This is a genomic window from Dehalobacterium formicoaceticum (genome assembly GCF_002224645.1).
In the GTDB taxonomy this organism is placed as follows: domain Bacteria; phylum Bacillota; class Dehalobacteriia; order Dehalobacteriales; family Dehalobacteriaceae; genus Dehalobacterium; species Dehalobacterium formicoaceticum.
Genome location: NZ_CP022121.1, coordinates 3262453 through 3275424, shown reverse-complemented (window position 1 = coordinate 3275424; position 12972 = coordinate 3262453). Strand labels below are relative to the sequence as shown.

At 44.4% G+C, this 12972-nt stretch carries 14 protein-coding genes; 13 read left to right on the top strand and 1 reads right to left on the bottom strand.

All coding sequences use genetic code 11. From position 1 onward, the window contains the following. Nucleotides 1–18 precede the first annotated feature (18 nt). Entirely contained in the window at nucleotides 19–237 is a 219-nt protein-coding gene (locus CEQ75_RS15940) for a hypothetical protein (protein WP_089612074.1), read from the bottom strand. A gap of 99 nt (nucleotides 238–336) precedes the next feature. Here CEQ75_RS15940 and CEQ75_RS15935 point away from each other — a divergent pair, with 99 nt between their 5' ends. From CEQ75_RS15935 to CEQ75_RS15875, 13 genes are all read left to right on the top strand, one after another. Next, complete coding sequence (locus CEQ75_RS15935; RefSeq protein ID WP_198306571.1) at nucleotides 337–1995, top strand: S-layer homology domain-containing protein; 1659 nt, start codon at nucleotides 337–339, stop codon at nucleotides 1993–1995. A gap of 187 nt (nucleotides 1996–2182) precedes the next feature. After that, complete coding sequence (locus CEQ75_RS15930) at nucleotides 2183–2548, top strand: helix-turn-helix domain-containing protein (RefSeq protein WP_089612072.1); 366 nt, start codon at nucleotides 2183–2185, stop codon at nucleotides 2546–2548. 180 nt (nucleotides 2549–2728) lie between these two features. Then, nucleotides 2729–3361, top strand: a complete 633-nt coding sequence (locus CEQ75_RS15925) for a cyclodeaminase/cyclohydrolase family protein (protein ID WP_089612071.1) — start codon at nucleotides 2729–2731, stop codon at nucleotides 3359–3361. Between the two features lie 48 nt (nucleotides 3362–3409). Next, nucleotides 3410–4270 carry a bifunctional 5,10-methylenetetrahydrofolate dehydrogenase/5,10-methenyltetrahydrofolate cyclohydrolase gene (locus tag CEQ75_RS15920; RefSeq protein WP_089612070.1) on the top strand — a complete coding sequence of 287 codons (861 nt, stop codon included), beginning with the start codon at nucleotides 3410–3412 and terminating at the stop codon, nucleotides 4268–4270. A gap of 58 nt (nucleotides 4271–4328) precedes the next feature. Then, nucleotides 4329–4745, top strand: coding sequence for a hypothetical protein (locus CEQ75_RS15915; protein WP_089612069.1), 417 nt, complete (start codon nucleotides 4329–4331; stop codon nucleotides 4743–4745). Nucleotides 4746–4798: 53 nt separating this feature from the next. After that, nucleotides 4799–5980 (top strand): anti-sigma factor family protein, encoded by a 1182-nt coding sequence (locus tag CEQ75_RS15910; protein WP_089612068.1) that lies wholly within the window; start codon nucleotides 4799–4801, stop codon nucleotides 5978–5980. A gap of 557 nt (nucleotides 5981–6537) precedes the next feature. Further along, a complete protein-coding gene (locus CEQ75_RS15905) occupies nucleotides 6538–6834 on the top strand; it encodes a UxaA family hydrolase (protein WP_089612067.1) in 297 nt (98 codons plus the stop codon). Beyond that, on the top strand, nucleotides 6824–7978 hold the full coding sequence (locus CEQ75_RS15900; RefSeq protein WP_089612064.1) for a UxaA family hydrolase: 1155 nt from the start codon (nucleotides 6824–6826) through the stop codon (nucleotides 7976–7978). The genes CEQ75_RS15905 and CEQ75_RS15900 overlap by 11 nt, the downstream gene beginning before the upstream one ends. A gap of 39 nt (nucleotides 7979–8017) precedes the next feature. After that, nucleotides 8018–9298, top strand: coding sequence for a nickel-dependent malate racemase, LarAH5 family (gene larAH5 / locus CEQ75_RS15895; RefSeq protein WP_089612066.1), 1281 nt, complete (start codon nucleotides 8018–8020; stop codon nucleotides 9296–9298). Between the two features lie 35 nt (nucleotides 9299–9333). Continuing rightward, complete coding sequence (locus tag CEQ75_RS15890) at nucleotides 9334–9630, top strand: UxaA family hydrolase (RefSeq protein ID WP_089612065.1); 297 nt, start codon at nucleotides 9334–9336, stop codon at nucleotides 9628–9630. Beyond that, nucleotides 9620–10774, top strand: coding sequence for a UxaA family hydrolase (locus CEQ75_RS15885; protein WP_089612064.1), 1155 nt, complete (start codon nucleotides 9620–9622; stop codon nucleotides 10772–10774). The genes CEQ75_RS15890 and CEQ75_RS15885 overlap by 11 nt, the downstream gene beginning before the upstream one ends. 106 nt (nucleotides 10775–10880) lie before the next feature. Beyond that, the gene (locus CEQ75_RS15880; protein WP_089612063.1) at nucleotides 10881–11393 is read left to right on the top strand and encodes a tripartite tricarboxylate transporter TctB family protein; all 513 of its coding nucleotides are present in this window, start codon (nucleotides 10881–10883) and stop codon (nucleotides 11391–11393) included. 57 nt (nucleotides 11394–11450) lie between these two features. Then, nucleotides 11451–12959 carry a tripartite tricarboxylate transporter permease gene (locus CEQ75_RS15875; protein ID WP_089612062.1) on the top strand — a complete coding sequence of 503 codons (1509 nt, stop codon included), beginning with the start codon at nucleotides 11451–11453 and terminating at the stop codon, nucleotides 12957–12959. Nucleotides 12960–12972 lie beyond the last annotated feature (13 nt).

Sequence of the window (12972 nt, the reverse complement as noted above, 5' to 3'; positions counted from 1 at the left end):
TCCCCCTGGTTACCCTGGTTAGCTTACTTGGGAACCATAGGAACCGTCCCCCTGGTTACCCTGGCAGCAAAAACCAAGGTGGACTATACCCTGGTGGGAAGCGATCAAAACGTCAACAGCTACCCGGTATAAAAATAGGTGAAAATAGGAAAGTACCAAGAATACCCCAGGCATTGCCTGGGGTATTTTTTTCATCACGGGAACTATTTGGCCTTCAAAGTCGTCAATAATAGGCATGTGTTTTTCTGCCTGTGTGCAAGGGTCTCCAATTCTGGATAGATTTCCTTGCAGGAAAGAAGAGCGGTAAAATCGAATTAACTCAGGATGTGAATGTGTATGAAGAATAAAAAGGTAGATATTTTTAATGTAAAGGAAGATAAAACCTTGAAAAAAATCATATGTTTTTTATTATTCCTGGGGATGGTGGTTTTTCCCGGGCAAGCCGGGGTGGCTGCTAATCGGAATAAAGAGGTTGTCAAATCTGATCCCTGGGTTTATACCATTACCCATCGCACCGTGGTGAGTAATCCTGATACGGAAAGCATCTATAATATTCAGGTGACCATTCCCCTGATGAATGATGAACAACCGGTATTTCAGGAATTCCTGGGGGAAGAACTGAGTCCCTGGCCGGTGAAAATCATCGAAGATAAAAAGGGCACCCGTCTGGGCGTTTTTCATATTGCCGTCCTGCAGCCGGGAGAAGAAAAAGTGATCGAGCAACGCTATGCGGTACGCAACTTCGGCATCGATTACAAGCTGGACGAAGCTCTGATTGGCACCAGTTATTCCCGGGAGAATTTTGATGCTGGGTATCTGGCAGAGGAAAAAAAGATCGAGTCGGCCAACAACCTGGTCATTCAATATGCCCGGGACGTGGTAAAAGACGAGACCAGTCCTTATCAGATGGCCCGTAAGCTATTTGCCGATATCAACCTGTTTATGACCTATCAAAATGAACCGGAGGAAAGCATCAACCAAGGTGCCGTCCATGCCTTACGCACCGGGATTGGAAATTGTGAGGATTACACGGCCCTGTTTATCGCCGCCGCCCGCTCATTAGGGATTCCTGCCCGGGCCCAGACCGGCTACCTGTACCTGCCCAGGGAGCAAAGCGGCCCTCCCTTTATTAATGAGGACGGGAGTTTGGATATTACCCTGATGCGCCATACCTGGCCGGAAATTCTCTTGCCCAAGCAGGGCTGGGTGGTCTTGGATCCCACCTATACACTAACGGTCAACAACGGTACCCGTAAAGATAAGGTGGTGGATTGGAGCAAATTTGGCCAGATTGCCCCCGGTTCCCGCCATATTTTCTTTACTTACGGCCGCAGTGACGATGCTTTTATTGAAATCAAATACAGCGGTGCCAAACCTCAGGTTGATTTTTCTGAGAATCTGGTTTTCGGGCACCATATCTTTCCTTTCCGGGATTCCACGACCCATTGGGCGAAGGATAGTATCCGTTATTTATCTCATTTCAGCCCCCCCATCATCGGCGGATACGGGAATGGTTTGTTTGGACCGGATGATCTCGTGACCAGAGCCCAATTGGCAGCCATGTTAAACAGGGCTTTGTCCCTGGATTATCATGTCTCTCAACCCCAGTTTTCCGATATCACCCCTGGTTATTGGGGTTATGCGGATATTGCGGCGGCAAAGGGTGCGGGGATCGTCGGCGGGTTTCCTGACGGTACTTTCCGTCCGGAAAAATCTGTCACCCGGGCAGAATTGGCGGTAATCATCGGCCGGGCCTTTAATTTTCCGCGCATTTTTTCCGATATTTCTTTCCAGGATTTAGGCCAGCCCGGTTATGCCTGGGCTGACGAGGGCATCATCAATTTAGCAGAAAGCGGAATTGTGGCCGGATATCCGGGGAATTTGTTCAGACCGGAAAAACCTGTCACAAGGGCGGAGGTCGCAGTCATTTTGTCCCGGGCGATGGATGGCACATTTCGTTTAGCGAACAAAAGCGAGGGTCTGAATCAAGAGTAAGTCAAATAATCGTAAATCTAAGTCTCATTGATATACCTTCTTTGAAAACCGCCGGTGATAAGAACCGGTGGTTTTTTAGATCAAAGGGGAAGAATAAGATAATAAAACCTGTCAATGTATATTATGGAGCAAATTTGAGTATAATCTATTACTGACAAGGAAGTTCAATGAGAGGAGGGTTGTTAATATGAGTATCAATAAAAACGTTGAAAAAGAATTTTTTACTTTAAAAGAAGTGGCAGAGGCCATTGGAGCTAGCTATGGCACAGTAAAAAGGGATATTGATCATGGAAATCTTCCGGCTTACCGAGTAGGACGCAAATACTTTGTCGGCAAAGAAGATGTGGTGAACTATCGCACCAATATGCATGAGCGCCGCAACGTAAATGGTTATACCATTCAAGAGCTGATGGAAAAAATCCCATTAAGCTACGCTTTCATTGTAGAATTGATTAAATCCAAAAAGCTGGAGGCAGTCAAGGTAGGCAGGCAATACATTATACCCTTTGAAACTTTTGAAAGCTTTATGAAGAATAAGAAAATAGAGGGATAAGCAATTAGATCCTCCAGAAACGTGGGGGATCTTTTTGGTTCCTATGAGATTATTTTTGGGATCATTTTTTGCACTTATTGATGAATTATCTTTGCAAATAATTGAAATTATGGAGCAAAGACTGTTATAATAAAAAGGATTGTATTTTACGGTAATTATTTGAACATAGGAGGTATGAATATGTCTTTGGTGGATAAAAGCTGTCGTGAATTTGTTACTGCTCTGTCCGATAAGGTTTCTGTTCCCGGTGGAGGCGGAGCGGCCGCTTTGGGAGGCGCTATCGGAATCGCACTTTCCACAATGGTAGGTAATTTCACAGTAGGAAAAAAGAAATATGCCGAGGTGGAAGATGAAGTCAAAGAACTGATCGAAAAAGGCCTGAAAGTCCAGGAAGAGCTCCTGGCTTTGATTGCCAAGGATGCGGAGGCTTTTGAGCCTTTGTCCCAGGCTTATGGCTTACCTAATGGCACCGATGAAGAAAAAAAGGTGAAAGCAGAAGTTTTGGAAAGAGAATCCAAGAATGCTGTCGCTGTTCCCATGGAAATCATGCGCAAATCCTATGAAGGAATCAAAATCCATGAACGCATGGGTCAAATCGGCAGCCGGATGCTCATCTCTGATGTGGGCTGCGGTGTGGTCTTTTTGCGCGGTTCTTTAATCGCCGGGAAATTAAATGTCATGATTAATCTGAATACTATAGAAGACCAGGAATTTATTAAAGCAACCAAGGCAGAAGTGGACCATCTCACAGATGACGGGATTAAAGTGGCAGATGAAGTCTATCAATCCGTATTAAATGAAATTACAAAATAAATGAATACATAATCAAATGATTTGGTAAGAGAGAAAAGGAGGATCAACATGGCGGAAAAATTAATGGGAAAAGATGTAGCCGCTGCCATTAAAGAAAACTTAAAGGCTCAGGTTGCGGAAATCAAGGCTCAGGGCGTAGTGCCCAAATTAGGGATTATCCGGGTGGGTGCACGGCCTGATGATTTATATTATGAAGGCGGGGCCAAAAAGACTGCCGAATCCATCGGTATTGACTTTGAGGTCTTTGAATATGCGGAAGACATTAGTCAGGAAGCATTTGAAAAAGCGGTACAGGAGATCAACGGCCGTAAGGATGTTAACGGGATTCTCATGTTCAGCCCTCTGCCCAAGCATCTTAACGAAAGTAAAATCCGGGAGCTGATCTCTCCGGATAAGGATGTGGACAGCTTAACCCTGGGCAGTGCCGCCAAGGTCTTCGTGGGCGATAAAACCGGTTTTCCACCCTGTACCCCTCAGGCGGTGATGGAAATCTTACATCACTTTGAAATTCCTCTCCAGGGAAGAAAAGCTGTCATTTTGGGCCGTTCTTTGGTAGTAGGAAAACCCTTAGCCATGCTTTTATTGGGGGATAATGCCACTGTGACCATCTGCCATTCCAAGACCCAGGATTTACCCGGCGTATGCCGCGAAGCAGATGTACTTATTGCTGCCGTGGGACGGGCCAAGATGGTGAAGGCTGATTATGTCAAAGCAGGACAGGTGGTCATTGATGTGGGGATTAACGAAGATCCGGACAACCCGGGGAAATACTGCGGTGACGTAGATTTCCAGGCTGCCGAAGGGATTGTCGATAAAATCACACCTGTGCCCGGCGGCGTAGGCTCTGTAACCACAGCGGTACTTTGCAAACATACGGTGCTGGCTTGTAAAATGCAAAATCAACTGTAAATCATAAAGAAAAAGCTGGCCCTCCGGGCCAAGCTTTTTTCTGTCCGGGGGTGAAGTAATGAGTAGTTACAAAAAAAATAATCGATTGAACCTCATCACCAGCATTTTATTTTTCCTGGGGGCAGTGGTATATTATTTGTCAGAGTCCTATCTGATAGCCGGATTGTTGGTCGTATTAGGGATTATTTGGCTGATTTATTATCGGGCGGGACAAAAGCCCTATGTGGTGATTGAGGATGGAAAAATGATCCTTGCCCAGGGCCTGACGGGGCCCAAAGCATATGAATTGTCCAGGCTCTCCTTTCCCACAAGGGGCAAGGGTTATCTCCGTTTAAGCTATCACGGTCAGGAAGGGCAAGAAGATGTAACCATTGTCCTAAATGCCTTGAGCAGAAAGGACGGAGCAGCATTATATCAGGAGTTAAGTGAAATTCTAAAAAATAATCAGCAGGACGATCTTTCGACCCAAGTTTAAGGGAACAATTTTTTGTCCGGTTTCGTCTATGAGAGGAAAGGAGGGGATAGTAAGTGACATGTGAAAAAATTCAGGATATGCTCTCTCCTTATTTGGACCAGGTTTTAAGTCAGGAGGAAACAGCTTCCGTTGAGAAACATTTGGCAACCTGTCCTGACTGTCGTCGGGAATTAGAGGATTTGAAAAAAACAAGCAAATTAATGCAGAACATGCCGGAGATCCCCCTTCCCACCGATTTTCAGCGCGATTTGCATCATCAGCTGTCGGCGCTTGACAAAAAAGGAAAATCGGGAAAATTCATGGGGGGTATTTTTACGCACCGGTGGGCTCCTTTGGCCATGGCAGCTGTACTCATGTTGATCTTATATCCGGTTATTTCCTCTCTGATGACCAATCCCTGGAATTCTGCAGCTCCCATTGACGATGCCGGCACATCCGCCCCGGGTATCAGCGAGAGTCAAAATTCTGCTCTGATGCAGGATGATTCGGACGAGGGGATTCAGGAGCAAAAGATTAAGATCCCGGAGCAAAAGACCCAAGTTCAGGATAATCAGGAAAGCAACGCAGTAGGTGTTTTGGAGAACAATGACGAAAATAATTCAACGAATAATGCAATTAACAGGGAAGAAAAGCAAGCTGCAGAAAATAAGGTTAAGAGTAGTACCGGGGATCAAAGGGCTGCTGCGGAAAAAAAGCCGGCGTCGGAGAATAAGGTCCAACCGGCTCAGTCGGCTCAGACCCAGGTGACCCCGGAACAGAAGCTTGCCAAGGAAACGGAAAAAGCGGCTCCCTCAGATCAAATTTTAATGCGGAGGGCAGTCCCGGAAGATCCATCCCCAAAAGAAGCTCCCCTCCCTGCGGCAGGAGCTGACTTAGATAAGAGTGCAAAAATATATGAAGATACCCAAGAGAGTGCTGAAGCATTCGATGAGTCAAAGAACATGCTGATGATGCAGATCAGTCCGGATCAGGTGGTGGAACATCAGGTCAGCCGGGATCAATATCAAGATTTTATTGAACGAATGGAAAAGCTGCCTGCTGCAAATCCTGATGTCCTGGAAGTGACCAAAGAAGTGACCGCCCCGGAAGAACCGGAAAGGTATTTCATCCTGGTATCAGAAGGCAAGACCACCCAAGTGATTTCCACCATCCGGGGGCTTACGAAAGGTTCCGCCGAAGAAAAAGATAAAATTCCTTTGACCCTTAATATCAGAGAGAAGCATGAGAATGATTGAGGTATTTGGCAATAACAAAGATTATACCCGTTAGAGTGTGTTGGATATGAAAAGCAGAATCTCCGCCTTAAACGAAAGGATAAGGCGGAGATTCCGGTTTATAAAAAAGATTCAGGCTATACGAAGAATCATCAATAGGCACAATATACAAGTTCATTGCATTTGACTTTCTTCTCCCTGGTATTTTCGTACCTGGGAGATTTTTTAATATTCCTGAACTTCAGGTTATAGTATGTGATTGCACTGCCTGCAAGACATCCATAGATTGCGATGCCGATGATTATTGAAAGGTTCGTTGACATTATTGATAATACACCTCCAGGTTTTTACATTATTATTATAGATTGGATAGATACCTTTGTAAAATTGCAATTAGTTATGCGATAGATAATTTAAAACTATCCGACCGTTTGTAATCGGATAAATTGATTGTGAAAAAAAAAAATAAAGTATATTGACAGGTTGGGGAAAATCGTATAAACTGACCATAGTAAGTGGTAATACCACATACAACATACCATTAGTAAATGATGATAAATATTATTAGGAGGAAAAGGATGAGCAGTCACAAATTCTTATTACATGAAGCTCAGGATGACGTTGGTGTCGCCGTGCAAGATATAAAAGCCGGCGAGGAAGTCATGGGCGTAGACATTCATAGCGGAAAAGAATTTCATGTAAAATCCAACCATGATATTCAACTGGGGCACAAGATAGCCCTCAAGGAAAAGAAAAAGGGTGAAAACCTAATAAAATACGGTGAAAACGTAGGTAGAGTAACCGAAGATATTAAGGTTGGAGATTGGGTGCATACCCATAATCTGAAGACTGCGAGGTGGGACTATGGAAACTAAAATTTTAGGCTATCGTAGAGAAAACGGACGGATCGGCATTCGTAATCATGTGCTGATTCTTCCGGTGGATGATTTGTCCAATGCTGCTTGTGAAGCAGTTGCCAATAATATAGCAGGAACCCTGGCTCTGCCCCATCCCTATGGCCGGATTCAATTCGGGGCAGACCTTGAATTGCATTTCAAAACCATCATTGGAGCAGGCCGCAATCCTAACGTGGCGGCAGTTGTTGTCATCGGGATTGAACCGAACTGGGCGAAGCGAGTTGCAGATGGCATTGCAGAAACAGGGAAACCGGTGACCTATTTCGGAATTGAAGGTCATGGTGACTTAAAAACAATTGAAATGGCATCCCGAAAAGCCCATGAATATGTAAAATATGCCACATCCTTAGAAAAAGTAGAATGTGAATTAAAAGATCTTGTTGTAAGCTTAAAATGCGGTGAATCCGATACGACTTCCGGTCTTGCCGGAAACCCAACTGCCGGTGTCGTCGGAGATCGATTGGTGGCAATGGGCGGCACAGTTATTTTTGGAGAAACTCCTGAAACGACAGGCGGGGAGCATATTCTTGCTAAACACTTTGCTACACCTGAACTGGCGCAAGAGTTTTTAAGAGTCCATAAAGACTATATGGATATGATTGAATCCAAAGGAGCCGACCTGTTGGGCACACAGCCAACCCAAGGGAATATTGCCGGTGGTTTAACAACCATCGAAGAGAAGGCGATGGGCAATATCCAAAAGGCAGGGAAGAGCCCAATTATCGGTCTGTTGGAAATGGCCGAAGAACCTACGAAACCGGGGCTCTATTTCATGAATACTTCAGCTGCAGCAGCTGAATGTGTCACACTGATGATGGCAGCGGGAGCGACGCTCCATATCTTCATCACGGGTCAAGGCAATATTGTGGGTAACCCCATTGAACCGGTGATAAAAATGTCGGCTAATCCGAAAACCTGTGAATCAATGTCGGAGCATATCGATGTAGATATCAGCGGCGTACTGAGCAGAGAACTGACTCTTGATCAAGCAGCAGACAAGGTGATGGAATGTGTTGTCAAAACATCCCGAGGATGTTTCACTGATGCCGAAGTGCTCAATCACAAGGAATTTGTGCTGACACGTCTCTATCCCAGCGCGTAAAAATCATTAATCCATCCATAAGTGAGGTTGAGTTAAACCGTGAAAAAAATTGAAGTGCCCTATGGGCATGAGACACAATCTTGCTTGATTTCAGATGAAATTAACTGTGAATATGGCAGGTTAAAATCGGTAGAGTCTGGTGCCGAAGCCGGTGAACAAATTTCTGCAGCTTTACAGGATTTAATAGGAAATATCAATTTTGATAAACTCAGAAACGCGAAGTCAGTGGCAATTGCTGTCAGTGATATGACACGTCCCGTCCCTTCCCGCCTCATTTTGGAAAAGTTGTTGCCCTGGTTAGCTGAATTTGGGATCCATGAAGAACAAATTACCGTGCTTGTGGGCGGCGGATTGCATCATCCGGCAACTCAGGAAGAAATAAATTATATCCTGGGCGAAGAAGTGCCAAAAAGGGTGAAACAGGTGCTGCCCCATGATGCCGATGATCAGGATTGTCTTGCTTTCATGGGTACATCTTCCTTGGGAACTCCGGTATACGTTAATAAATATTTTGCTCAGGCAGATTATAAAATCGTTACAGGCATGGTTGATGCCCATCAATTTATGGGCTTTACGGCAGGTGTAAAAGGTGCGGTCATCGGATTAGGCGGCAGAGAAACGATTACAGGAAATCATGTCCGGCTTTTTCAACCAGGGGCTGAGTTGGGGCATTTGGAAGGAAATCCGGCGCGCATGGATTTAGAAGATTGCGGTCAGCTTATTGGTGTGGATATGATTGTGAACGTGGTACTGAATACACAAAAAAAGGTCATTAAAGCAGTGGCCGGTCACCCCCAGACGGCTCACCGTACCGCAGTTGAATTTGCTAAAAGTATTTTTGGGGTAGCTATGAGTTTAGCCGACATTGTTGTGGCTTCTCCCGGAGGTTTTCCGAAAGATATCAATGTGTACCAGGCTCAGAAGGCCTTAACCCCTGCTCTGCAGCTGGTCAAACCGGGGGGAACCATCATCTTGGTAGCTCAATGTATTGATGGGTCAGGAGAAGAGAGTTTTATAAACACAATGTCTCAGTACAAGGATCCTTCAGATCTTGTTGCTTCTTTCAAGGAAAAAGAATTTGTTGTCGGTCCCCATAAAGCTTATCTGTGGACCAGGACATTTTTGAAAGCGAAAACGATTTTGGTTTCTGACAAAGTACCCCAGAAATTGGCAAAGACTCTTATGGTGAAGGTTGTTCGGAGCCTGCAAGAGGCGATTGACGAAGTACTCCCTGATAATTCGAGAGAGTTAAAAATAACAGTATTGCCTTATGCAAACTCGGTTATTCCCATCATCAGAAATGAAAAAATGGCACTTTAATTTAAAAAATAAAAATTTATTGAAGGAGGAAAAGGATGAGCAGTCACAAATTCTTATTACATGAAGCTCAGGATGACGTTGGTGTCGCCGTGCAAGATATTAAAGCCGGCGAGGAAGTCATGGGCGTAGACATTCATAGCGGAAAAGAATTTCATGTAAAATCCAACCATGATATTCAACTGGGGCACAAGATAGCCCTCAAGGAAAAGAAAAAGGGTGAAAACCTAATAAAATACGGTGAAAACGTAGGTAAAGTAACCGAAGATATTAAGGTTGGAGATTGGGTGCATACCCATAATCTGAAGACTGCGAGGTGGGACTATGGAAACTAAAATTTTAGGCTATCGTAGAGAAAATGGACGGATCGGTATTCGTAATCATGTGCTGATTCTTCCGGTGGATGATTTGTCCAATGCTGCTTGTGAAGCAGTTGCCAATAATATAGCAGGAACCCTGGCTCTGCCTCATCCCTATGGCCGGATTCAATTCGGGGCAGACCTTGAATTGCATTTCAAAACCATCATTGGAGCAGGCCGCAATCCTAACGTGGCGGCAGTTGTTGTCATCGGGATTGAACCGAACTGGGCGAAGCGAGTTGCAGATGGCATTGCAGAAACGGGGAAACCGGTGACCTATTTCGGAATTGAAGGTCATGGTGACTTAAAAACAATTGAAATGGCATCCCGAAAAGCCCATGAATATGTAAAATATGCCACATCCTTAGAAAAAGTAGAATGTGAATTAAAAGATCTTGTTGTAAGCTTAAAATGCGGTGAATCCGATACGACTTCCGGTCTTGCCGGAAACCCAACAGCAGGTGTCGTCGGAGATCGATTGGTGGCAATGGGCGGCACAGTTATTTTTGGAGAAACTCCTGAAACGACAGGCGGGGAGCATATTCTTGCTAAACACTTTGCTACACCTGAACTGGCGCAAGAGTTTTTAAGAGTCCATAAAGACTATATGGATATGATTGAATCCAAAGGAGCCGACCTGTTGGGCACACAGCCAACCCAAGGGAATATTGCCGGTGGTTTAACAACCATCGAAGAGAAGGCGATGGGCAATATCCAAAAGGCAGGGAAGAGCCCAATTATCGGTCTGTTGGAAATGGCCGAAGAACCTACGAAACCGGGGCTCTATTTCATGAATACTTCAGCTGCGGCAGCTGAATGTGTCACACTGATGATGGCAGCGGGAGCGACGCTCCATATCTTCATCACGGGTCAAGGCAATATTGTGGGTAACCCCATTGAACCGGTGATAAAAATGTCGGCTAATCCGAAAACCTGTGAATCAATGTCGGAGCATATCGATGTAGATATCAGCGGCGTACTGAGCAGAGAACTGACTCTTGATCAAGCAGCAGACAAGGTGATGGAATGTGTTGTCAAAACATCTCGGGGATGTTTCACTGATGCCGAAGTGCTCAATCACAAGGAATTTGTGCTGACACGTCTCTATCCCAGCGCATAATTAAGAATTTGTCTTGAAAGGCTAAGTGCTTCTTTCAGAAGCACTTAGCACACATATCAATTGTGAAAACATTCATTTAATAGACAGCCCCCAAAAGGAGGAAGAAATGAGCGAGAATAGTGCTGCTGAACTAAAAAACAATATGTTAACCAGTAAAATTCCAATTACAAAGAAGACGGATTTTAGAACAGGAATATGTTTGTTAATCTTATCGATATTCGTCATTGTAATGGCAACAAAAATGCCGAAAAGCATGCCGGGTGTGGATTTTGGACCGGGAATCCTGCCAATGGGATTAGGGGTAACTCTTGCAGTTCTTAGTATTTTATTGATCATTCAATCTTTTAATATTAGAAATATAACACATTCAGTTATTCGGCTAAGTGATGCAATGCCTGTCGCGGGAATGTTTTTAATCTTGCTTCTTTATCTTGGGCTAATGGAGATTATCGGATATGGTTTAGATACTTTTCTTCTGGTAACCTACTTAACACGAAAACTTGGAAAATATGCGTTATGGAAATGTGCTTTATTAGGTGTATTAACAGGGGGACTTATTGTTTACTTTTTCAGGATATTGCTGGGTCTTCCTCTGCCGATCGGCATCTTTGGATTCTAAAGAACAATCACTTGGAAAGAAAGGGATAAACGATTTTCATTCGTGTGAGGTGAGACGATGGATTTTTCAATGTTATTAAGCGGTTTTGCTACAGCATTAACACCTGAAAATCTGTTATTTGGATTTTTAGGTTGTCTGGCAGGCACATTAGTTGGAGTATTACCTGGATTAGGACCAACATCAGGTATTGCCATTCTTCTGCCACTAACCACAGTTTTGCCGCCGATCCCAGCCATTATCATGTTAGCGGGGATCTACTATGGGGCCATGTACGGGGGGTCAACGACGGCGATCCTGGTTAATATTCCCGGTGAGGTTGGTTCCGTCGCAACTGCATTAGATGGTTACCAACTTGCAAAGCAAGGGAAGGCAGGTCCGGCATTGGCGGCAGCGGCAATTTCTTCTTTTGTTGCAGGGACTCTCGGACTTGTTGGACTGACTTTTTTTGCACCTACTTTAGCAAATGTGGCTCTTCAATTTGGACCGCCAGAGTATTTTGCCTTAATGATTCTGGCCTTAAGTGTGGTTATTAATCTTACCGGAAGATCTTTAGTTAAAGGATTGGTTTCCGCTGTACTGGGATTTCTCATTGCGATGGTTGGGATGGAATCCGTGACGGGATATTCCCGCTTTACCTTCGGCAATATGGATCTCATGTCAGGGATCGATTTTATTAGTGTCATTATCGGGTTGTTTGCTGTAGGAGAAATCTTTAGCAACTTGGAGAATATTGGTGCTCCGGTCTATAAGGCAAAACTGGAAAGGCTCTATTTAACGGCTAAAGAATTCATCTATTTGTTACCGACGATGATTCGATCAACGATTGTTGGGTTTTTCCTGGGGTTATTACCCGGATGCAGCCCGGGCGTTACTTCTTTTATGGCATATGATATTGAAAAACGTGTCTCTAAACATCCCGAGACATTTGGCAAAGGGGAACTGAGGGGCGTCGCAGCTCCCGAAGGAGCAAACAATGCGACCACCAGCGGTGGTTTTGTGCCCCTGCTATCCTTCGGAATTCCTTCCGGACCGGCATTGGCTGTTCTTTTAGGTGGATTTATGATGTATGGGCTTCAGCCCGGTCCCACGCTTTTTGAAAAAAATGCGGATTTGGTCTGGGCGGTAATTGCTTCAATGTATATTGGCAATGTCATTCTGCTTGTCTTGAATCTCCCCCTAATCCCTATGTGGGCAAGACTTGTCAAAGTACCCTATTCCATATTGGCTCCGATGGTTCTGGTCTTCTCTTTTATCGGAGCATATAGTGTAAGGTTTAAGTTGTTTGATGTTGGTGTAGCGATCATATTTGGACTGATCGGCTGGTTATTCAAAAAAATAGAGATCCCGACGACACCTTTGATTTTATGTCTGATCTTAGGGACGATTTTTGAGACGTCTCTAAGACAATCATTGAACATGTCTCATGGCAGCATAGCTATATTCTTCTCAAGACCTATTTCTTTGGTACTGCTTGCTGTTGCTTTCGTTTTACTGGCAGTGTCCTTATATACCCGTTTTAAGAATCCGGAGGCTATTCAGGATGCTTTGGCTGAGGAATCTGAGTAACTATTGTGCAGTA